Source organism: Enterococcus sp. BWB1-3 (assembly GCF_016745275.1).
Lineage (GTDB): Bacteria > Bacillota > Bacilli > Lactobacillales > Enterococcaceae > Enterococcus_L.
The window spans coordinates 140,401-163,036 of sequence record NZ_JADOEP010000006.1 but is presented as its reverse complement, the minus strand read 5'-3'; the positions used below and the strand labels follow the sequence as shown (position 1 = coordinate 163,036).

General features: G+C 35.8%; 17 protein-coding genes. 3 read left to right on the top strand and 14 right to left on the bottom strand.

Annotated features, from left to right (window positions below; all coding sequences use genetic code 11):
- Window positions 1-511 precede the first annotated feature (511 nt).
- From IW492_RS06885 to IW492_RS06875, 3 genes are all read right to left on the bottom strand, one after another.
- The gene (locus IW492_RS06885; protein ID WP_236671821.1) at window positions 512-1,021 is read right to left on the bottom strand and encodes a GNAT family N-acetyltransferase; all 510 of its coding nucleotides are present in this window, start codon (window positions 1,019-1,021) and stop codon (window positions 512-514) included.
- A gap of 88 nt (window positions 1,022-1,109) precedes the next feature.
- The gene (locus tag IW492_RS06880) at window positions 1,110-1,481 is read right to left on the bottom strand and encodes a hypothetical protein (protein ID WP_202066840.1); all 372 of its coding nucleotides are present in this window, start codon (window positions 1,479-1,481) and stop codon (window positions 1,110-1,112) included.
- Between the two features lie 64 nt (window positions 1,482-1,545).
- The gene (locus IW492_RS06875) at window positions 1,546-1,914 is read right to left on the bottom strand and encodes a CvfD/Ygs/GSP13 family RNA-binding post-transcriptional regulator (protein ID WP_229441522.1); all 369 of its coding nucleotides are present in this window, start codon (window positions 1,912-1,914) and stop codon (window positions 1,546-1,548) included.
- Window positions 1,915-2,103: 189 nt separating this feature from the next.
- Between IW492_RS06875 and IW492_RS06870 the strand changes: the two genes are divergently transcribed.
- Complete coding sequence (locus tag IW492_RS06870) at window positions 2,104-3,276, top strand: MalY/PatB family protein (protein WP_202066839.1); 1,173 nt, start codon at window positions 2,104-2,106, stop codon at window positions 3,274-3,276.
- A 288-nt stretch (window positions 3,277-3,564) separates the two neighbouring features.
- Here the strand turns inward: IW492_RS06870 and IW492_RS06865 are convergent, their stop codons facing one another.
- Window positions 3,565-4,152 carry a peptidylprolyl isomerase gene (locus tag IW492_RS06865; protein ID WP_202066838.1) on the bottom strand — a complete coding sequence of 196 codons (588 nt, stop codon included), beginning with the start codon at window positions 4,150-4,152 and terminating at the stop codon, window positions 3,565-3,567.
- Window positions 4,153-4,359: 207 nt separating this feature from the next.
- On the opposite strand from IW492_RS06865, the gene IW492_RS06860 reads away from it, so the two are divergent.
- Window positions 4,360-5,385 carry an NAD(P)/FAD-dependent oxidoreductase gene (locus IW492_RS06860; RefSeq protein WP_202066837.1) on the top strand — a complete coding sequence of 342 codons (1,026 nt, stop codon included), beginning with the start codon at window positions 4,360-4,362 and terminating at the stop codon, window positions 5,383-5,385.
- Window positions 5,386-5,709: 324 nt separating this feature from the next.
- Here IW492_RS06860 and IW492_RS06855 read toward each other — a convergent pair whose 3' ends face one another.
- Window positions 5,710-5,952, bottom strand: a complete 243-nt coding sequence (locus tag IW492_RS06855; RefSeq protein WP_202066836.1) for a DUF1450 domain-containing protein — start codon at window positions 5,950-5,952, stop codon at window positions 5,710-5,712.
- An 82-nt stretch (window positions 5,953-6,034) separates the two neighbouring features.
- Here IW492_RS06855 and IW492_RS06850 point away from each other — a divergent pair, with 82 nt between their 5' ends.
- Window positions 6,035-6,541, top strand: a complete 507-nt coding sequence (locus IW492_RS06850; RefSeq protein ID WP_202066835.1) for a phosphatidylglycerophosphatase A family protein — start codon at window positions 6,035-6,037, stop codon at window positions 6,539-6,541.
- A gap of 218 nt (window positions 6,542-6,759) precedes the next feature.
- Here IW492_RS06850 and IW492_RS06845 read toward each other — a convergent pair whose 3' ends face one another.
- The 9 genes from IW492_RS06845 to IW492_RS06805 form a co-directional block, all read right to left on the bottom strand.
- Window positions 6,760-7,614 carry a hypothetical protein gene (locus IW492_RS06845; RefSeq protein ID WP_202066834.1) on the bottom strand — a complete coding sequence of 285 codons (855 nt, stop codon included), beginning with the start codon at window positions 7,612-7,614 and terminating at the stop codon, window positions 6,760-6,762.
- An 818-nt stretch (window positions 7,615-8,432) separates the two neighbouring features.
- Complete coding sequence (locus IW492_RS06840) at window positions 8,433-10,301, bottom strand: glycerophosphodiester phosphodiesterase family protein (RefSeq protein ID WP_202066833.1); 1,869 nt, start codon at window positions 10,299-10,301, stop codon at window positions 8,433-8,435.
- 974 nt (window positions 10,302-11,275) lie between these two features.
- Window positions 11,276-12,283 (bottom strand): phage tail tip lysozyme, encoded by a 1,008-nt coding sequence (locus IW492_RS06835; protein WP_202066832.1) that lies wholly within the window; start codon window positions 12,281-12,283, stop codon window positions 11,276-11,278.
- Window positions 12,280-13,980, bottom strand: coding sequence for a CD3337/EF1877 family mobilome membrane protein (locus IW492_RS06830; RefSeq protein WP_202066831.1), 1,701 nt, complete (start codon window positions 13,978-13,980; stop codon window positions 12,280-12,282). The genes IW492_RS06835 and IW492_RS06830 overlap by 4 nt, the downstream gene beginning before the upstream one ends.
- A gap of 12 nt (window positions 13,981-13,992) precedes the next feature.
- Window positions 13,993-16,497 (bottom strand): ATP-binding protein, encoded by a 2,505-nt coding sequence (locus IW492_RS06825; protein ID WP_202066830.1) that lies wholly within the window; start codon window positions 16,495-16,497, stop codon window positions 13,993-13,995.
- A gap of 53 nt (window positions 16,498-16,550) precedes the next feature.
- Window positions 16,551-16,940 (bottom strand): TcpE family conjugal transfer membrane protein, encoded by a 390-nt coding sequence (locus IW492_RS06820; RefSeq protein ID WP_202066829.1) that lies wholly within the window; start codon window positions 16,938-16,940, stop codon window positions 16,551-16,553.
- Window positions 16,941-16,943: 3 nt separating this feature from the next.
- Window positions 16,944-17,222 (bottom strand): TcpD family membrane protein, encoded by a 279-nt coding sequence (locus tag IW492_RS06815; RefSeq protein WP_202066828.1) that lies wholly within the window; start codon window positions 17,220-17,222, stop codon window positions 16,944-16,946.
- Window positions 17,223-17,225: 3 nt separating this feature from the next.
- A complete protein-coding gene (locus IW492_RS06810) occupies window positions 17,226-18,830 on the bottom strand; it encodes a conjugal transfer protein (RefSeq protein ID WP_202066827.1) in 1,605 nt (534 codons plus the stop codon).
- A 129-nt stretch (window positions 18,831-18,959) separates the two neighbouring features.
- Window positions 18,960-22,154 carry an isopeptide-forming domain-containing fimbrial protein gene (locus IW492_RS06805; protein ID WP_202066826.1) on the bottom strand — a complete coding sequence of 1,065 codons (3,195 nt, stop codon included), beginning with the start codon at window positions 22,152-22,154 and terminating at the stop codon, window positions 18,960-18,962.
- Window positions 22,155-22,636 lie beyond the last annotated feature (482 nt).

Genomic DNA, 22,636 nt, shown 5'->3' with positions numbered 1-22,636 from the left:
AATGTTTGTTGTTTTGAATTGATCAAAACGCCCTACACATTTGGTTTGTCTTACTTTGTTCAGTTTTCAAAGGTCTACTTTGTCGCCTTGCAGCAACTTTTATATCTTATCAAATCGAGAAGCGCTTGTCAACTCTTTTAATAAAATTTTGAAAAGTTTTTTCTGCCTGCAATTTGTTGTTCCTGTTTCATAACAACTGTTTCAGTTTACCAACATTTTTGTTATTTGTCAACAACTTTTTTATTGGTCGGACAACTTTTTTCTTCCTTCCCACTGTTATTCTATCCAGTGCTTCAAAAGAGGTTGTCCTGTCTTGCGACAAGTAATAATATATCAAGTTTCTTCGCTCAGGTCAATCAAAATATGTCATTTTTTACAACTTTTTTTCAATTCCGATCAATTCCCAATACAATTGACTTTTCATTCGTTTTTCCAACGATTTTATAGATATACATCTTTATTTCCTCTTCTTTATTTTGCATTTTCAGAATACACGATTCTTTTCTGTATTCTATTCATTTAAAAGCTGCGAAAAAAGCTCAAATTCATCTGTTTCACTTATCTTTATGCTTCCTTTATTTGTAAAACCATTATTCCTATAGAAATAAATCAGCTTTTTATTGGAAGAAATGCAGTCTAATCTTAATTCAACAGCAATTGATTCAAAATAAACTTTGATTTTTTTCAGCATTTCAGTGCCATAATTCAATCCTCTGTAATCAGGATGAACAATCAACCGATGGATATAAAATATTTTTTCCGGTTGTCTACTTACCTTCCACAACTTCTGATCCCATAATGTAGGAGTATTCCAAACTGCTGCCATCCCTACTATTTTTTGATTTACAGTAAAGAAATAAACATCCCCACGCTGTACAGCACCTTTCAAATCATGTTTATCTGTTCCTTCAAGAACATCAGACCATTGTTGACTCCCTTTACTCTGCAACCATAGAGCAGTATCCTTCATTATGTTTATCGCTATATCAGCTTCTTCTTTTAATACTCTGTGCATTTCCATTCTGTGTATTCCTTTCTTCTTCATTTTATTATGAGAAAAGAGAAGCAGGTTAACCGCTGCTTCTCTTTAATCACATACTATTTAAGTATTAAAACATCGGCATGCCTGCCATATCATAGACAGACAGCAGGGCTTTAAGTCTAGAAGGACTTTCCCATCTATATGTATCATTTTTTATCAGGTCTGCTTTACTCTCTTCCATTTCAAAAACAAATAGGGGCAAATCTTCTGTTTCACTGTGTGCATTTGTTAATTCAACTAAGCTGATTGAAGTTACATCCAATTGAATGTTCTTTTTGAAATGCTGTAAAATACTCGCTAATCCTGTCATATCTTCCAAAACTTCAGTAGTAACAAACTCAGATGTTTTTCCTACAGGGTGAATAAGAAATTTTTTCGTTCCATCATGCAGGTTCAGCATGATTGTTCCAGCCACTCTTTTATTAGACAAAACGTTCACCTCAACTGATTATAGTTTTCATAAATATAGGGAATTGTATCATATTTTCTGGAAAAAAACAGAATTATTTTATAAGCAGCTCATCCATTGCTTCATCAATCCATTTAGGCAGTTTCTTTTCCAATGTTGTAAAACCTATTTTTTTATTTTTATTGGTAAAGTATTTTTTTCGGCGATAGCCAGCTTGCAACATCTCATTCTTTAGAGTCCGGAGAGAAAGACTGATTTTTTGGGAATACTCATCAATATCAATAACCTGTACTTGTATTTTATCTCCCACATCCAATACTCCATGGATATTTTTAGTATAGCCTACCTGAATTTCAGAAACATGTATCAATCCCTGTGTTTTTCGATCCAATGAAACGAAAGCTCCATACGGTTGTATCCCTGTAACAGTTCCATCTATAGTCATTCCAATTTTGTATTGCACATGTCTCCCTCATTTCTTCTATATAATAGATGTTTCCATCCCAATCAATTCTTTTAAATCATATCATGTTCCAAAGTTTCTGAATAGAATTTTATTTCGAATCCAGCTTTTTCATTTATCTTTTAGCAAATCTACTTTATACTTTCAATAAGAACATCTTAACAATCTTATATGTAAAGGAGTAGAGCAATGGTAAATTTTGATCATGTATATGAAAGAAAAGGAACAAATTCTGTTAAATGGGATGCTGTTAACAAAATGTACAAAGAAGATGATTTGCTTCCTTTATGGGTAGCTGACATGGATTTTAAAGTTCATCAGCCTATCTTGGATGCGATGATCAGTTATATTAATCAGGGAATCCTTGGTTATACAACTTCCTCTGACTCTTTATATGAAGCAGTTCAGACATGGCAGAAAAAAAAGCACAATTATATAGTAGAAAAAGAAGCAATTTTATTTAGCAGTGGTGTGGTTCCAAGTGTAGCTATAGCTATACAAGCATATACTGAAGTTGGTGATGCAGTCCTGATTCATGATCCTGTTTACCATCCTTTTGCTAAAGTCATCAAGAAAAATAAGCGGAGAGTGATCCGACATTCTCTAATAGAAGTAGATGGTAAATTTCAAATAGATTTTGAAAAAATGAAAGAAGCAATTCAAACAAATGATGTGAAGTTATTTATTCTCTGTAATCCGCACAATCCAGGCGGACGTGTTTGGAGCATTGAGGAGCTGAAAAAAATTGGAGAGCTTTGTGCCTCTCATAATGTCTTGATTATCAGTGATGAAATTCATCAAGACTTGATTTTTACACCGGCAGAATTCACAACATTCAATAATGCTGATCCATCATTCAAGGATTTTTCAATTACATTAACTGCTGCTACAAAAACATTTAATTTAGCAGGTATCAAAAACTCAATGGCTTTTATTCATAATACTGAATTAAGAGCAAAATTTTGCAACATTCAGGAAATAAATCAGCAGACTGAAATTAACACGATAGGTCTACTCGGTACAGAAGCTGCCTATCGCTGTGGAGAAGAATGGCTGGATGATCTTTTGATTTACCTGCAAAAAAACATATCAACTGTAGAAAAGTTTTTACAATCAGAAATGCCTCTTGTTAAAATAATGAAGCCCGAGGGAACCTACCTAATCTGGTTGGACTTTTCTGCTTACGCTCTCTCTGATAAAGAGCTTGAAAATAAGCTAATCAAAAAAGGCAAGGTTGTGCTTAACTCAGGGATATCATTCGGTCCAAAAGGCAGTCAGCATATGAGGCTGAATATTGCTTGTCCGAATGCTACTTTGCTGGAAGGTCTTGAGAGAATGAAGAAGTCCTTTCAAGCTGATTGAGGGTTTGCACTGCTTAAAGACTGAAATAAATAAATTAAAAAAAGGGGTTAAGACATTAGTGTTATGTCTTAACCCCCTAAAATTGAATAAACAGCAGTACAGTCTTTATATGTTTCTTCGGTTAGCTATCCTTTTGTATAGTATAATGCATTGATTTTATTTCATAAAATCAATCCTATTCTCAGTTTGCATACTATTCTATAAATCTACAAAAAATTCCAGCATTAGCAGCCCTGGTAGTTCAAGATGAGCAAAGCCTGTCCCATCCCTCTTCCTTTTTATCCTTAATTATTCTGTAATTTCAACTGTATCAATAACAACATCAAATGTTGGCCGATCCTGTCCATCGCGCTGTACTCCAGCGATTTCATCCACGATATTCATGCCTTCTGTTACGTGACCGAAAACAGTGTGGCGGAAATCAAGCCATGGTGTTCCTCCATTTTTATAAGCTTCAATGATTTCAGCCGGAAAGCCCGCGCCTTCCAATTGTCCCAACATATTTGCAGGAACATCCTGCTTGTTCACGATGAAAAACTGACTGCCGTTTGTGTTAGGTCCTGCATTTGCCATGGACAAAGCCCCACGCAGATTGAAAACATTTTTTGAAAATTCATCTTCAAACTTTTCTCCGTATATGCTTTCGCCGCCCATTCCGGTTCCAGTTGGATCTCCCCCCTGAATCATAAAATCAGGAATAACACGATGGAAAATAACACCATCATAATAGCCTTTTTTCGCAAGCTCAACAAAGTTTTCTACTGTTTTGGGTGCTTGTTCAGGGAACAATTGAACAGTTATATCCCCTCTGTTGGTTTTGATTATCGCTTTTGGTCCTTTTACATTTTCTAAGTCTAACTGTGGAAATTCACTCACAATAGTTCCTCCTTAAGTAATATTACTAGTTTTATCATACCGAATATTCAGAAGAATTGCCATTTTATTTCCTTAGATTAAGTAAAGCTTTATCTCCTTCACAAATAATCACTTGCTTTTTTTGATTACAAATGCTACTTTGTGAAAAATGGGTACAATTCCATTTTATTTTATTGAATGATGATTTACTGATTTGGAGGAAACAAAATGTCTGAAACACCGGAAATTTATGATATTACAATTATTGGCGGCGGACCGATTGGTCTTTTTGCTGCATTTTATGCCGGCTTGAGAAAAGCCAAAACTAAGTTAATAGACAGCTTACCGCAGTTAGGTGGTCAACTGGCCACTCTATATCCTGAGAAATATATTTATGATGTACCCGGATATCCAGCAATTAAAGCGATTGATCTGGTTGCAAATTTGGAAAAGCAGCTTTCTGTATTTGATCACGATATTCTCTTGGAAGAAGAAGTCACAAATCTTACAAGAAAGGAAGACTATCTTGAAATAGAAACTACCAAAGGAACACATTATTCCAAAGCAATTATTTTAGCTGTCGGCAATGGCTCTTTTCAGCCTAGGCGATTAACAGTTGACGGTTCTGAAGCATTGGAAGGCAAAAACATTCATTACTACGTAAAAGATATAAACGAATTTGCCGGAAAAAAAGTAGCAATTGCCGGTGGAGGAGATTCTGCTATCGATTGGGCCTTAATGCTGGAGTCGGTTGCTGAGCAGGTCTCAATTATCCACCGGAGACCGGAGTTTCGGGGACATGAACATAGTGTAGAAAAATTAAAAAATTCAACTGTTCAAATTTATACCCCATACACTATTGATCAGCTTTGTTTGGAAGATAATTCTTTTAAAGGTATCCAACTAAAGCATACAAAAGAGGATGGCGGGTTTCACCTGCCTGTTGATTCGCTGATTGTTAATTATGGCTTCACATCTTCCCTTGGCCATTTAAAGGACTGGGGATTAGATATATCCCGAAATTCAATTACTGTAGATTCTGATATGTCCACAACACTTCCCGGAGTTTATGCAGTTGGAGATATTTCAACGTATATGGGAAAAGTTAAACTGATTGCAACAGGATTTGGTGAAGCACCGACTGCAGTCAACAATGCTTTACATTTCATTAAACCTGATGCGCGCACTCAACCTATGCACAGTACCAGCATTTTTGAAAAGCTTGAACCTCATAAAGAAATTTTGCAAAACTAGTGTATTGACCAATTTAAACCTAAGCTATGCTTCTCATCCAAGAAATGTACAGCCGATCCAGTAGTATTACATATGAAACTGCTGGATCGACGACGAACATCCGAAGAAGGGTAGAAGCAAGCTTTTAATACAAGTTTAAAGCTGCTCCTTCTTGTTATTGAAGCATACAAGTTAACATTTTCTATCATTGAACATCATTTATAGACGATCTTTTAGTGTAATTTATAATTTGGTTAGAGCACTAGGAAAGCTGTCCATTAAAATATGCCCCGCCATTCAGGTTAATTGCAGATAACCCCTGGATGAACGCGGCATATTTTATTTTTAATTCATCTCTTTATGCCAGTCGATAATCGCCTGTTTCACTTTTTCAGTCAGATGCTCTGTTGACTGATCACTTATGCGCTCACCTTCAAACAGTACATAATAAGTTTGCGCGCACAATACACATTCATTCATACAGGAATACGTCACTACATCAGCATTTTGCTGGATGAATGAATCTTCTAAGAGAGCTGCTGCTCCTTTAGCCAGATTTTGCTCACAACATTCAATTAAAGGATTCATGTTCTTCTTTCCTTGCTTTTTTTAATACAATTATTATACCATTGATGTATTATAGTAAAAAAATAGTCTTGGAGGAAATAATATGGTTATAGAGGGAAATGAGTTAGAGCAAACCGCACGTGCATTGTTGAAACAAAGAGGGGTTGAAGTGAAAGATATTGCTGAGCTGGTCATGTTTCTTCAGGAATCTTATATTGATAAGCTTGATTTAGATATTTGTATAGAAAATGTAGAGGCGGTTCTCACCAAGAGAGAAGTTCATAATACTATTATCACAGGTATTCAGCTGGATATCCTTGCTGAAGAAAATAAACTGCTGCAGCCTCTTCAACAAATTTTGACAGATGATGAGGGATTATACGGAATTGACGAGATACTCGCTCTGTCTATTGTAAATGTCTATGGTTCAATCGGCTTCACTAACTACGGTTATATCGATAAAGTTAAACCAGGTATTCTGGCTAATCTGAACTCTCATGATGGTAAATCTGTTCATACTTTCCTGGATGATATTGTCGGCGCAATTGCTGCATCTGCCGCAAGCCGTTTGGCACATTCTCAGCCAAATAAAAGCAGAATTACACAATAAATTCATAAGACAACCCTAATTTAAAAAAATATATGCAAACAATTAACTGTATGGCTACCAAAAATTAGGCGGAAAGATTCTTTACAGGTCTTTTCCTACGATTAGTTAAGAGAGCTATTTACGCTCTTTTGTGGATTAAAGCAGATTCAAACAAAACAAGAGCAGAGCCTGAATCTTCAATGATTCATTTTCTACTCTTGTTTTAATCGTTTTATAACTTAATTTGCTGACACAGCCATTTTTACGGCTTGAATTGCATTGAAGTGATGTATTTTATAAACAATCGTTTGTTCCTGCCATACAACAGAGTTTGTTTGATACTCGCCATTTTCTCCTACTTCCAGTCGAATGGTTCCATCTGTATTTGGTGCAGGAAGAGTATTTTCTTCCAAATAATTTACAACTTCTTTTCCTAAAGATACAGGATTTTCACCCTCAATATTGGAGGCTTTAATTGTCAGATTCCAGTTTCCCTCCGGCCAGGTCAGATAGCTGGAACCAGCTGCTCCCTGTTGGTAACCTGTCAAACCAAAACCCAAATCAACTTCCTGTCCGCTGTAATCTTCCAACTTTCCAACAGCATTTTTTGCTTCATCAGCTGAATTAAAGGTCACTTTTTCAAAAGAAGCGATTGGTTTTAAGGAATTTAACTCTGAACTATTTACATTAATCGGTTGGTCTTCTGCATAATATAAAATACGAAAATTCGTTTTCTCTGTTATCGGTGTTGTTGCTGCACTGATATATTTTTTTGTATTGGCTGTCAAAATGAATGTAGGCAGGTTGTCTGCTGGAAAACTTGCAGCCAGTTGATCAAGTACCTGCTTTGCCTGTTCTTCAGGTGATTCAGTAGTTATTTCTGATGTAGATGCGCTAGAACTTGACGATGACTTTGGAGTTTCCGATGTTTCACCTGACTCGCTTTGATTCTTATCAGTACTATCTGACATACTTGTTGTGCTGACACTGGTTTTTGTAGAGCTATCCGTATTATCGGATCTATTTCTGCAGCCCGCGATCACTCCACCAACTATTAACAATGTCAGTGCTGATAAATAATATTTCTTTTTCATATGATCTCCTCCTCGTATTTGCAGACAATTCAAAATATATTCACCTAGAACCTCCAACTCTTTAAATATGAAAGGATTTATAACCTGTTTTTGTTCTCCTCCCCCCTTGTAACAACTTAATTATGTTATTTTAGGTGGCGAATCGAGCTCTTCACAGTGAGAATCATTGAGTTACAATGATTATTCTGGCACATTTCTTTGCTGCACTTTTTATCGTCGAAATGCTCAATGATAGCAGCTCTCTGTCAAACATTCATAAGCTCATACTATTCGTTCATCCTTAATAATGAAAGCTATCGATAAGCTTTCGTATAAACTACACCGATTATTTAATCGGTCAGTTTGTCATAGATTCTTCTGAATTACCATTCTGCAGCGTCTATAGTTTTTGAGGACTCAATTGAAGCATATCACACATCAATTTTTATGAAAAAAGAAAGGCTTATTTTGTTTTCATAAATAATATAATGATTCCTCCTCCAGACGTAAAAAAGGAAAATTTTTAGCTATCTATTCTCAAATCATCTTTACTATTTCGTCAAATCCGGGAAGCTTCTATCAGTTATTCTTTGAAAATTGATAATAAATCCTTATTTTCTTAAGTGATTTATTAAAAAAATTGGTTTCTAGGAAAATACATCATATAATTTGACTGCAAAAAAAGAAGCAGGCTCTTCCTCCCTATCAAACAGGGATAAGCTGCTTCTCTTAGTGTATTGCAAATCAGTTTCCTCAAAAAATTTTTACTGAAAATCTATTATTTTATCTACTTTTGTTACAGTAAGTTTCTCAGTGTCAAAATATCTCTGATCGATATTTTAATCATAATCTGTTGTCAGGTTATCAATACCTAATGCTTCCATTCTGCGAAACTCACTTTGGGGAACTCCCCACAAATGAACAGACAACCCTTTAGCCTGTGCTTTGGCAATCATATCAACTTTGGAAACAACTCCGCTATACTGAATATCCAGACCAGTATTTACACCTAAGCCACTCACTTTATTAATCATTTCAGTATCAATAGTATCGCCTAAAAGCTGTACCTGCATTTGAGGAGCGCGTTTCTTAATTTCCTGTAAGTTGTTAAAATCAAAGGAAATAACTACTGCCGTATTGGCAAAGCCATACTGATTAATCAAGCTTACCAGACTGTCATATTCAGCCCCAGATAAATTCTTAGCCTTCATTTCTATAAACGGGACACTCTGTTTGCTGCCCATTATTGTCAGATATTCTTCCAAAGTTGGAACAATCAACTGGCTTTGATCGTGAGATGACAGGTTCGCTCCTGTATCAATTCGAAGTTCTCTAATCTGAGCCAGAGTCATATCACTGATTTTTCCTTTACCGTTTGTCATCCGGTCAACAGTATCATCATGCATAATCACCCATTTTTTATCTTTGGTCAGCCATACATCTGTTTCAATTCCCCAGGAACTTGACTGCTGGAAAGAAGGTAGTGAGTTCTCCGGAGCAACCTGATGATTCCCTCTGTGAGCAACGTATCGTATATCATCCATCATTTCATTCACTTCAATGTCCTGAGAGGAAATATAGCCATCCTCTGTTTTATAAACTTTTTGATCTGAGTTAAAGACAACTGCAGTAACGTACGCCATACTATTGGATCCTAATTCACTAATTTTCTGAGTCAGTTTTCTGTCTTTAAACAGTGTTGTTTCCTGCAAAACTCTTATACGAACCGGATGAGTCATATTTATCTCTGTTGTACCTGCAGCACTTTGTGCACTCAAACCGCTCACCGTAGTCAGATAGGCTGAAGCAGTATACATGCCATTGGTAAAATTAAAATCTTCATAATCCAGCTGAACTTTATATGAATCATCCGCTTGTCGTTTGGCTTCATACCACCTCACATCACTTTGATCCTCTTTTGTCCAGACAGGAACTGAGAGTTTTTCTACATCCGCACGACTATCAACAGAAATATTTACATCAAACTGTCCACGTGCCGCCAACGTTCCATCTATTGTCGCCTGGATACTTGGCTCGTAAACAGTAAATTCTGCCAGCAGAGCTTGTTCTACTTTTCCGCTCTTTTTGGTAATTATGATATCTGTTTGGTAATTACCTGTTTCCTGATGATTTTTTACCAGAATATCGCTTTGCCATGTATTAGTATACGGGTCATACGTTCCCTCATAGCGCTGGATATCATCAGGTCCATTTTTTAAGCCCCAAGTTAGAAATTCGACTCGCTCAATATGATACATGCTGGAAAGATCAGCAATAATTCGATAATTTGACTGTTTTTTATCACTATCAACCAGTTCAAAAACAGGTTTAGTTGCAGGCAGAATAAGCGACGTTTCCAGGCTCCCCTTCTGCACAACACTGGTAAGCAGCTTTTCCGAAAATAGTGGATTTACACGAATTTCACCAGTCTGAGCATATAAATTCTCATTAGAATCAGTTAGATATCTTTGCGGATATATAAAATCCGGTTTAGATAATTCATATCCTTCATAAGAGGAAGCTGTCTTTCTATTTTGATAATCTAATCGATAATAAGACCAGTAGCCAAAAATCACACTGACTGAAACAATGATCAACAGTGCTGAACCATATGTCAGCCATAACTCTCGTTTTTCCCTTTTCTTCATTTCTGCCTTCTGATCAGCTTTTTTCTTATGTTTATGTACTTTGGTGTGCTTTTTTTCCATTTTAAATCCTTTCACCATACAAAAAAGTTTATCTTTTCTCAAATACTATATAGAATCAATTCGGTATTTATTATTGAATCGGCTATACTATTATTTATTTTAATCAAATAATAGTATTCTTTAGTATAATATAACTAAATTAAATAACCTAGACCAAATTGAAAGATAATCTGGATTTTTTATCACTACCAATAAAAACCGACTTATAAAAAATAATTACGAACCAAAAGGTCAGAAAACATCTCTATTAAAACAAAATAATAATTAAGTTTTTTAAAATTTAATTAAAAAAACAAAAAAAAGAACACTGTTTCTAAACGTAAAATGCTGTTAATACTCCGTAATCCATTTCACTTCTAAACCAGTTGTTCTATATTAAAGATTTTTGGATAAAAAAGAAGACATTTATTTTCCTTTACAGTTTTAGGATAAAATATCTTCAAGAATCATTTTTAGTTTAAGCTTTTGGTTTCTAACATATTTCTTCTGGTTCCTTCTTGCTGTTTTAATCTGGTCACAGAAACAGTCAAACATTCTTTCTTCTCTTTTTCTATTTTGTTTGAACAGAAAATCTTTTACAGAAGCTTCTTTCATTTTTGAATCTAGATCGGAAAATAGCTCTAATGGAACCCAGTGTAAAAAAAGGGTACAGCCATTCCATAAATTACTAATAATATTCGAGTACTTACTCTCATTTTATTAATCCCCCCAAAAAACAAGTCCAATAAAGATGAAACCTATTACTAACCCAAATAATCAGCAACTGTGTTCATTCAAAATGCCGTTTTATCAGACACATAGTAGGTTACACAATCTAGTATTCCTATTATAATCAAAATTGTCAAAATCCAGACAATACATTTCGAAGAGCTTCCGAATATAAAATTAATAACAAAATCAGCTGTTTTTTCATGTAATTCTCCTGAGCAGCTATCTCCAAGGTAAAGGTAGAGGTTTTGCAGTTACTGCTTTATTCATCTGATTCCATAGCCAAAGATAACAGAGGAATGAATCGGATATCTCTGTTCCCTGACTTCATCATTGCTGTTTCCTTCCACCGTATAAACAGTCCCCTCTTCACATTTCACTACCAGCCCCACATGATCACTGATGCCATCTGATTCCCAATCAAAAAATATAATGTCGCCTTCACCTGGTTCGACTCCGCCTGGTTTCCATTTATTGTCTGCTTTTAATCGGTTGACCTCTGAAGGACAATATGAAAATCTTAAGTCACCTCCCCCTGCCTGATCCGCACACCACGAAACGAAAACAGCACACCATTCTACCCTAAAAGGGTAACCATACCATGACCAGAATTTCTGCCCACCTTTATTGCCCAGCTCTTTCAATGCAATTTTTACTAAATCTGATTGATCATTATGCATGGGGGACTGTTCCTCCATTCCATGAAACGCTTTATACCAGTGTAACGCCAACTCCTGTCTTTCAGGATGATCTTCTCTGGGACGCTCTCTATTTTTCTCATAAGTTTGAGCAGCTGTTCTTACATCATCCAGCTGTTTAAATTCTGCAAAGGAATACGGATGGCTTTTTGTTGGAATATATCCTCTTCCCGGACCGCTCAGTTCCCAGTCAATCACTTCTACCTGTACTGGAATTGTTTTATAATCCCCTCTAATCCCACTTTGTTCAAGCTGATTTAACAGCACTGATTTAGGCGTCCATTGAATTAAGCCATATCCATTTCCAGCTCCATATTCATCTATATCTGCGTTAAAAGTATGTCCGGTTTCCTGATCAATATTTCCAAGTATTCCTGCACGGGCAGCCTCTGAATATCCTTTTTCTCCTAAAAGACACCAGATCAGCCAGGCATTTTCTTCTGCTTGAGAACTTAGAACTGGCAGCAGCGGTTTGCTTTTCCCACGAGCTAAACTTCCACTGAAAAACAATAACACAAAAACAAATATGAAAATGGAGAAAACAATAATAGCTCCTAATTTTGGAATGACTTTCATTCAAGCCTCAATTCTTCAAGTTCCTGGTAAAACATCTGTCTCTCTTCTTCTGATGACTTCACGATAGTGCCTCTCTGTTTATCCCCTCTCAGGGCTACCTCTTCCTCTACTATATAATTAGAATTCTTCAGGCGTTTCAATCCTCCCTCTGAATATTGTCCGTAATCAGCTTCAACTAAGTTAGGACTAACATCATTTTTTTCAGCTTTTTCCATATATTTGTCTCCTGCATGAAATTCATTTGTTCGGTTTATTTCCTTCATAAAATCAGAACTTTTATCATCCTTTTGAATTTCCACTATCTGTTCATGTCGGACAGGAGCTTGATCAATAAATTCTGCCTTATTGTTTAAGCTGACTTCGTTGAAATATTCTTTCTGTATATCTTCATCATGCAAGTGTAATTCCATTTCAGAAATTTCTCTAAAATGCATACCCACATGTTCCGATTGAATCATTTCAGCCGAATAATGCGGCAATTCCCTTGGTCTATCGACCAGTACTTCAACATTTTTCTGATTGATCTTTAAAGATTTTAACATTTTTTTGTCCATCTGTTCGATATAAGTAATCCGTCTGCCTGTGATAAAACTTATTAGTTGATTTCTATATTTCACGACAATAATTATTACAACAGCTTTACTAAACGATCCCAGAACACTGCTTACCAGAGAACTACCTCCTGCCATTGCAATAATTGAATGATCGATAAGCATCATCATGAAGAAAAACAAATACATAGCCAGTGACATAAACATACCGACGAAAAATATCAGGATAACCCTTCCTAAAAGATTAAATAGTGAACTGGAAAAGGCTGGAATCAGACTGATAATACTGAGTAGGGGCAGCGCCAGTACAAGACAAAGTACAATAATCTTAAGAAAAAAATTTAAACCCGCCATCAACATTAACGGCAGGCCAATAAATAAGTTGCTGACCCATGCATAAACCGAAATAAACCATTTGTCCAATGAACCGTCAGGTGTCATATAACGGTTTATTTTACTTTCTGCTTCAACCAGCAATTTTAACCCTTCCTTGATAGCTTGATCACTTGCCTGATCATCTGTATAAAGAAACTCATCAAATCGCTCTTCATGAATTGAAGTTCCAAAATTCACCATAGAAAAGGATTGTTGAATAGTCATCTTAAAATAAGCTTCTCTAATTTTTTTAACAGATGCGTCTGTTCCTGCTTCTATTTTTGTCTGTGAACCATCATTTTCCCAAAAAGGAAGCTCAACTGCCTTTGTCATAACCTGTTCAACTTCACCAAAAATACCTGCAATATCTTTCAGGTATTCGTCTCCATTTGAATAAATGACAAAGTTTACTCCTATTACCAGGAAAAGCGTAAGCAGCTTTCTGAAAGAGTCCTGAGGGCTTTTGAATGCATATATTAAGAAAATCATCCCCAAAGCAATGATAAATATTACTACACCCACTGTACTGAATAATGACTGATAAAGTGCCGTTGCAATGTTAAAGACACTGTCTATTGTATTTTCAAATACTCTGTTGCCCATAAAAATTTGGAGACTGAGATCCACCATTTGATAAATCCAACGATTTAGAACCAATCCTGTATTAATCAGAAAATTAACTAGCTGATACATTTCTTCGCTGCCGGAAACCCACCAATCACCTTTTGTATTTATAAGAGAGAGATAGGAATAAATTGAAAATTTCTCCATAATCAATACTCCTTAGACAAACATAGTCTCAGCTTTGCTTCCACTTGTTTCTTTTACTGTATCAAATGTTGCTTTGATTTCTGGAAACAGGCAATGAACACTGATTTTTTGAACATCTTTATAAGGATCAAGCATAAGGCACTGACCTTTTTTCATACCCGAAAGCCACTCACGATTCTGTTCAATGACATCTACTCCAACATGTTTCAATATTTTATCTTCTTCCTTGGGTTCGTTGAAAGCAAAAATGGTTCCAAAATTTCCATGGTCGTCTTCACTTGTCACATCAGTTACTGATTGAGTGGAATAGATCAGCATGTTGTTTTGACTCCTTCCAACTCTCTTGATTGAATTCAGTATTTTTTTGCCTACTGATGAAGTATTAAAAATCCAAGCTTCTTCGAATACTTCGAAGGTCTCCTGTTCATCATTCATCGAACCAAACTTTTCGCAAAATTTTCCCAATGGAATCATTAAAGCCAGACTTTTCCTTTCACTTTGCGAGTAATAATCTGGATTATCATTTTCTTTTGGAATAGATAAACCCAAGACTCCAATAATCGTAATTCGTTTTTCGAAGCTTAAGCCAGCACTTTTCCCATCACTAAATCCCAAACGTAATACACTGCCTTTTATTTTTTCATCCAGAAGATTGCCGATCTCGCTGACTTCTTTTTCCTTATGCATTTTTAGACGGTCAATCACATGAAGCATCCCTACATCTTCTCCTTCTGTCCGCCGCTCAACAATTTCTCTAATTGCTTTGGAAACTTCTGATTGTCCTAAACGTGTATCTTCGATATTAATAATTTGATGAATCATTGCTTCTGCCGTATCTTTCGCATCTGCTCCTTTTAGAAAAGTAATCGGGTCAAGAACACCCCAATTATCAGAGTTTTCAGGATCAAATGTAACCAAATGGAATTTTGACACTAAATCATAGTAATAAGGATATTTTTGTTTATTAGCAGCATTCGAAAGAAACTTTTGATACTGCTTGATCTTTTCTGTCTTTGGATCAACGAACAGACCTTTAACATCCAACATCGAAATAAATGTAAATAAGAGACTTACAAGAAATGTTTTCCCCATCCCTGTTTCTCCTGTCACAGCGATATGCGGACTGGCTGTTCCCATCTCCTCATTCCATTTATTGGCAGTGAATGGATTTGAGAGTATGATATTCCGACTAGAGTATATTGCGCTCCTCAAACTTTTGGCACTGGATAAATGCGGGTCTACCCGACCGATGTACCATCCGCTCCTAAAACCGACTCGCTGGTTGACAGCTAAAAGATTTTCGCAGAACCCCTCCACACTGGTTGTCTGTATCCATTTGGTATCAGTAGCTTCAAGCCCCACACCTAAAAGATTTTTGTAGTAAAGATAAACTTGTTGAAATTGTGCTTTGGAAAGTTCAATCCCCCGTGCTTTAAATACCGAAACAACAGCATTAATTCTTTGTCGGCACTCTTTTTCATTCCTTGCATATATTGCAATACAGCCCAACCAGTTTACAATTTCTTTGTCGGCATCTACCTGTCTCTTTAAATCTTCTACAACCACCCTGCTTTTAGCAACTTCATCACTTTCGTTATTGCCTATTGATCTACTTTCTTTTACAACATTTTTCAGACGAAGTGCAGAACGCTTTGCCTTTCCTTCTACTCCAAAACTGCCTTTCAACTCCTGAAATTTCACTTTATACCTTAGCTCCACTGGAAAAGGGACTGTCTGCAGCACTTCAGCTACATGCATCCGACTTATATTTAAAGGTGTATCAGAGATCGGAAGAAACGCGACTGTACTTTCGCCTTCGATGCTTCTTAAAGAGAGCATACCTGCCCGGGAACTCGGATCAATAATGCTGTCAGTCATGTTTTCCAAAGTGATATGTTCTGACTGTTGTTCAAAAGTATGCGGCATGTTGCGAATAAAATTTAAACGGTTTAGATAATACATTTCGCTTTTGCTTAAAGACATACCTTGAAACAGCGACATTTTTCTTAACATTAATTCCTGTAATTCTCTGCAGGAATCAAAATCACTATCTGAAATATCCATTTGGTAGTTTAATTTGTCCATTACTGTTTTTCGAATTCGTTCATACGAATACCTAATTCCGTCTTTAACTGAACCAGTTTCAAGTTGTGATTTTAAAGGGACACCGATTATCCAGTCGTATGTATAAATCATCCCCATCTCATTTTGAAGAATCTCAATTGTATTTTTGGCATAATAGTTTGCTGTAGCAAAACAGTCCTCACTAAAAGATTTTTCCAGCTCTTTAAAACGCTCTTCCAGTGTCATATCACGTGGAATCATAAAAATATCGACTTCGCCGCAATCCTTGAGTTCACTAATTAAATGCTGGAACTTCTTTTTTAATTCTTTCTTTTTATTTTCTGCCGTCGGAGGTATACTTATCGAACGCAGCCGATAATACGCCCATATTTCATTGTCGCACGTATACATCATATTATTTTTTATATACCTTAATGGAAAATTCAGCTTCAATCACTCACACTCCTTAGTAACCAGGTTCAGAATCCTGATTTGATGAAACTACTCTAGATTTTTTCAAAGACAATTAACTCTTTTAGTTCTTTTACAGCTTCATTTTGATTAATGACTTTCTTTCCCAACTTAAAATCAATAAAATAAAATAGAGCATCTATCATGTAAACAGAAATTTTTAACCCATCAGGTTCAATTTTTCCCCAAAGAAAAACTGCACCAATAGGAATAAGTATATACGCAGCAAAGCTCAGCCCCTTGATTAAACTGAAAAGCCACATAACCGGACGAAAAACTGTTAATAATAAAAGAAGGGTTACGCCAAAAACCATAATTTTTGTTAATTCAACCGGGTTCTCTAAAGTAAATCCGCGCCACAGCTTTTGAATCATAAAGGGAACTGTCAAAGCTTTTTTATAGTTATACAATTCTTTTGTTTTCATCGGTCAGCCTCCGAATATCTTCTTAAACAGCTCACCAATCCCATTGAAAATTGCTGCCGGATCATTAGCCATAAAAAAGATAAACGCAGCTACTACAATAACACCAACCAGAGGACCAATCTGTTGTTTAGCTGCCAAAATAATACACAATATTAACGCAACCAAACCAACACCTATCTGAACTTCTGCTGTAAAATAATTACTTAATCCTGAAAGACTGGGTAATGCTCCCAGCAAATAACTGACTCCTGTTTGCTGAATTTGTACAAATGTTACTCGCATGAATTAGAAACCTCCTAGATTATGTGTCAGCTCTTTGATTTTCAACTGTCCATTTTCTTTAATCAGCTGCATTGAGAAATTTTCTTTATGTGCGAATCCTGATTTTTCTTCAGTAAAATTTGCTTTGGAATACACAGTAAAATGGGTTCCCTGATCAAATGCTTCCATCAGCTCAAAATCTTTCAGCTGAAAGTTCCCACCTAGAGATTCTGCTTCGTCCATCAAATAAGACAACTCTTCTCTTGAACCGCCTGCATACTTTGCATAGAAAATAGCAAGAAACTGGTTGATTTCTTCTATTTGTTCATCGTTAACTGCTGTATCATGCAGTTCATTTCTAACTAGCTCATTCGTTTCAATTTTTCTCTGCTCCAAGTCCTTAAAATAAGGATAGGAAATAATTGAAAACAGGCCGTCTTCTCCAATAAAATCAATCGCAAGATAAACCGTTTGTTCTTCCCAGCTATATTCGAGATATGTCTCCCACTCATTTTCATTTTGTCCAGACACTTGTCTCACTTGCTCTTTGGGTATTTCCAATGAATAAGTTACTTTGTAACATGCAGTGGAAAAAGTATCCTGTTTCTTAACTTCGCTTAATTCGCTGGAAACCAGAACCCTCTTTACTGAGGAAACCTCCTGATTAAAAGAAACTCCCTCAATGCAAAAGTTTTTTAATTGTTCAGCCCGTTCGACCATAGCTGAACTATCATTTGAGAGGGGAATATACTGATCAATGAAGCTTTGCATAAATCGGTTCATTTCAAAAGGATATCCGTCAGTATTCATCGCCATTGATTGTAAATCCAACTGTTCAGTCATTCTATTTTGTGTTGCTGAAACTTTTTCAACCTTTGCTCCTATTCCAAAGGTTCTCATTAAAGCAAATAATCCGCTGCATAAAATCACCACTATAATTGATATAAAAATACGATCAACTTTCTTTGCTTCCACTTTTCTGATGGAGGGTCTTTTTATTTTTTTATTTTTGGAGAACAGTCTAGGCTTCTCAGAACTTTTTTTATGATTTTCCCACACTCTTTTTTCTGTATAATCAGCCGCTAATTCTTTCAGCAGTTCAGCAGGAATCCCTTCAGTTTCAAGCATAAAATCTGAAGAAGCATCACTTGTTGTTCTTTCCAGTTTTTTTTCTTCATTCGCATCTGCTGCCTGCTGATTCTCTAAAATTTTTCTTCTCAGAAAATCTATTTGCTCGATCTTTTTACGATTAATATAGTGCTCTCCTGCTTCATCTACAATTAACAGCTCATGGTCATTGACATAGAAGCGATCTTTCAAAATATATTCCTTCGTTAAGCTATTATTGTACGAATAAAAATCATATTCACTACTTTCACCATTCTCCAAAAAAATAGAAATTCTATACCAGTAAGTTCTGTCTCCCTTTTCTGTAAACAGCTCTTCTGTCCAATCATTTATAGCAACGGAGAAATCTGCCGGTTCTTCTGTAGTACTCTCCATATTCTCCCTTTGTTGCAGCCTATATATTGTTTCCTCTTTTCTTTTAAAAAAGAAAACAGTACTTATATATAAGACCAGCAGGAAGACAAGGCCACCTGCCAACAGCCATTGTGTATCTACGATCATTTCCCCACATTCCTCCCACAAATAAAAAACTGTCTCATGCTATCTGTTTAACTAGAGAGATAGAAACATCTGATTTTTTTAGATTTGTCTTAACCAAACACTCAATATAAAGGCTATCTATCATTTCTTTCACACTCTCTCATTTTTCATATTTTTCTTCTTATACCACAAGAACAGACTTCCTAAAATCAGACATATTCCAATAGCACTGATATTTCTTGCTGCATCTCCTGTATCCGGGAAACTTCCTTGTGGTTTAATTTCATTTTTGGGTGGTGACAATGTAACAATATTAGATGGAATCATTTCTTCATTGAGCATCAGACTCATCTGATTTTTAAACAGCTTTCCTTCATGCTCTGGGCTCTGTTGATATACCGTGTCAAGTATCCATGACAATGCCGTCCTTTGGAGTTCATCTGCATACTTTTGATTGACGGACAAAACTACTGTCTGCCCCTTCACTTCAACTGAAGTCTTTTCTGTCACATCCTTTCCTAATTCATCATAGATTTTTGAGTCCTTGTAAGAAAATCCTTCCGGCAGTTCATCTGTGATTTTAATTGAGGTATCTGTCTGGTTATCTCCCAAATAAATCTGACCCTTAAACGTCACCTGCTCTCCATTTGTTAATAAATCATAGTGATTAATTTCAGTTCCATTTTTATTGATAATGGATTTAAAAATGGCATTCTCTTTAATTATGAAATTCTTAATTGGTGTCATTTCTGATTCTTCGGTAACCGCTTCAACTGAACTCTCTGCTTCATCCAATAAATAGCTTTTCTTACTGCCATTAATAATCAAACCATTTTCAAATAATTCAACTTCATGAACAGCATCATTTGTTTCGGGAGTATACACAAAATGATATTTATTCTGATTCAACTGATAACCTGTCTTAGTTGAAATTTCTTTTACATAATAGCGTTGACCGGACACTAACTTTTCCAAACAACTCCCTGAACCATTGTGGATCTCAATTTTGGAAATTAATGTATCTGCTTCAATTTTATTGTCTTTGTCTATTTCAAATGCTTCTGTGTGGTACAAGCCAAATACAGCGCCTTCTGCCGGAGTAAAGCTGCCTTCTTTCTGTTCAAAAACTTTATTTACTGTCAGCTTCACTTCCTGCAGTTTATTCTCCTGCTTACCAGCTGCAGTCATTTTCTGATTATTGCTTACTGCTTTCAACATAACAATGACTGGTTCTGAAGAGAGCTGGATACCGAAGGGAGCTTCAATTTCTGTAAATGCATACTCACCAGCGTATAGATTCTCAATGCTTGCTTTACCTTCTTGATTCGTTGTAATTAACCCATAGTCATGACCTCGTTTTTCAACTATTTCTCCATTTGGCAAAAGAATATCTTTATTTGCAGTTACCTGATAAACAACATCTTTTTGCGGCTGTTTTGTCCAAATCAAATGATTGGAATTTTCCAATTCAGCTTCAACAGGCAATCCTCCTGAAGACTTAAGACTAGCCGGATTTGTTTCCACACCCGAAAGCTGATCGGCACTCTTATAGATAGTAATACTTCCTTTTTGAAGTTTCGTTTGGTTCACTACTTTATTTGTGGACTGGTTCTGATTGTTAATAGTTGCAACTCCGTTGTTTACAATTTCTTCTGATTCCCCAAGCTCTTCAATAACTTTAGTAGTAATTTGAAGTGTGTAGACTTCATTTTTCATTGACATCCCGCTTAAAAAATCTGCATTTCCGTTAAAAAGAACAGTATGCGTATTTTTATCATAGGTAACGTCTTTTGCTTCAATTTCTTTATTATTCTTCAATACCTTGGCAGATTGAAAGGATACCTGAGGCGGAAGCTGGTCGCTGATTGAAAAGTGCTCATACTTTGAAAAAATATCCTGATATAATTCATTCACCTGCTGATCAATTTCATAAATCAAAGTATCTCCCGGAGCAGTTTCTTTCCCATTAATGTTCGTTCCTTCTTTATTAACAACACGTTTAACAGGCTTTTTAATCTGCAGTTTTGTTTCAGGGACTTGCGTAACAGTTTCATTCGTTTCCTTCTTTACTCCATCTATAGAAATTTCGGCGACATTTGTCAGCTGAGCTGTTCCATTTACAAAAGTTAGTTCTGCTTCCGGTAAAATAACCGCTTTAATCACCGTTGTATAATAATGATTATAAAATTCAGATTTTAGCAATACAGCTTTTTTTGCTGAGTAAGTCAATTTATTTTCTTCAATGGTGAAATCAAATAAATCACTGCAATTTTTTCCGGTTTCATCAAACACTTCCGCACTGTTAATTTTAAAAACAGTATCCAATATATCTTTAAATTCATAACTTTTATAATAGAATTCCTCATATTCATCAGGAACCTGATGAGTAATCGTATATGTCTGTTCTTCTTTACGATTGACCAGTGTATTTTGATCTACCAGCTGTTCATCTGAATCACTATTTTTCTTAATCGGCTGCAGTGTTTCCGTTCTCAAAGGCTTTTTAGCTATGTATCCGAAATAAGCTCCCTGATATCCCGGATCTCCTGCATAGTCTTTTTCAAAGTTCAGATTCTCATAATCCCAGCCAATCAATGCTTTATCCACACACCATTTAAATCTTAGAGCACTTTGATTACTGTATAAAAAAGTAAAGGTCGCAAATAAATCACTGTTTTCAGAGCTGTTTCCTGTAACATCAAAAAACTTATATTCCTCGGCTAAATTCATATAGTTTATCCAGTTATCCGCATCTGCAACATAAACCTTTTCAATCGCAGCTGATGTTTCTTTGGAAAATTGAACTCCCTGACCACCATCAATATCATTAATCGTCATAAATCCTGAAACCTTTACCGGTTTGTCCGTGTTATGCTCTACAAATGTCCATTCCTGATCAACAAAATCATATCCTTGAGCAAAATGGCTGATATCCTGTTTTGAATAAGAAATATATCCCTGGTAGCGAGAAAACTGCTGCCAATCTTTAATAGTAATTTTTAAATCCAGTTCCTTTCCATTGAAGCTTCCTACATTTGAATAAACAACCCCGCTTGTTCCCTTATTTGTTTCCAGTGGTCTTAGCGAAAAATAAGACTCATCTTCAGTATCAGTCCAAGCAAATTTGGTTGTTGTCCAGCCTTCACCGAATGTTTTAACTTTTGTCACTCCTTGATTATATTTCGCAATAAAACTGTATTTACTGGTCACTGTTTCTCCAGCTTTTGGAATAGACACATTTGGGGCATCAAAAATGGAAGCTGCTACTGCAGACTTTACTCCGGTTAACAAACACAGCAGTATAAGTAAACTCCCTGTAAACATATGAAACACTCTGCTTTTCATCACTCTTTCTACTCCTCTTCCTTCTGAAATTTAACGATACAATATTAACCAATCCTTACCTTTCCTGTTCATTACTGGCTTAACTCATTTTTTTGAATAATCTTTAAAGCGACTGGAGGCAATCTCCTTTACTTTTGGTAAACTGCCGTCTCTTAATTAAGATACTCAAATCAGAGGTATTTTTATTTTAAATCACAAAACTTTTTCTATTTTTGTCAGAAATATGATTCAGCTGTACAACAAAAAAACCCTTTCCATTTGAAAAGAGCTTAATTAAGTGGTTTAAATAAATTAATTGCTAATGTTGTCAGCATGATCTATTTGTTTAGCCTCAAATGACACCAAACATACCTGCAATGATCAGAAGCAAACCTAAAAAAGCTTTGATTAACAACTTTTCTTTAGACACAAAATAAGAAACACCCATGTTTCAGAAGAAAGAGAAGAAATGATTACCCATATTCTAGCGCAAGCCAGAGCGC